This is a genomic window from Roseateles rivi, from assembly GCF_043555845.1.
In the GTDB taxonomy this organism is placed as follows: Bacteria; Pseudomonadota; Gammaproteobacteria; order Burkholderiales; family Burkholderiaceae_C; genus Roseateles; species Roseateles rivi.
Window position 1 is genome coordinate 1 of the sequence record NZ_JBIGHZ010000034.1, and the last position, 214, is coordinate 214.

Annotated in this window: 1 protein-coding gene; it reads right to left on the bottom strand. The window is 70.1% G+C overall.

The window, feature by feature from the left end:
• On the bottom strand, positions 1–214 hold a 214-nt coding region (locus ACG0Z6_RS16685; protein ID WP_394463476.1), incomplete at both ends, for an AMP-binding enzyme.

The window sequence follows — 214 nt, forward strand, 5'->3', positions numbered from 1 at the left end:
TCCACCTTGCCGTTGGCGTTCAGCGGCAGCCCGTCGAGCCTCACGATCAGCGCCGGCACCATGTACTCGGGCAGCTGTCGCGCCAGCGCCTGCTTCAGGCCTGCGTCGTCGAACTGCTCAGTCGCGCACGCCACGTAGGCCACGAGCCGCTGCTCCCGCGCCACCACCACCGCGTGCTGGATGCCCGGCTGCGCCAGCAGCTGGGCTTCGATCT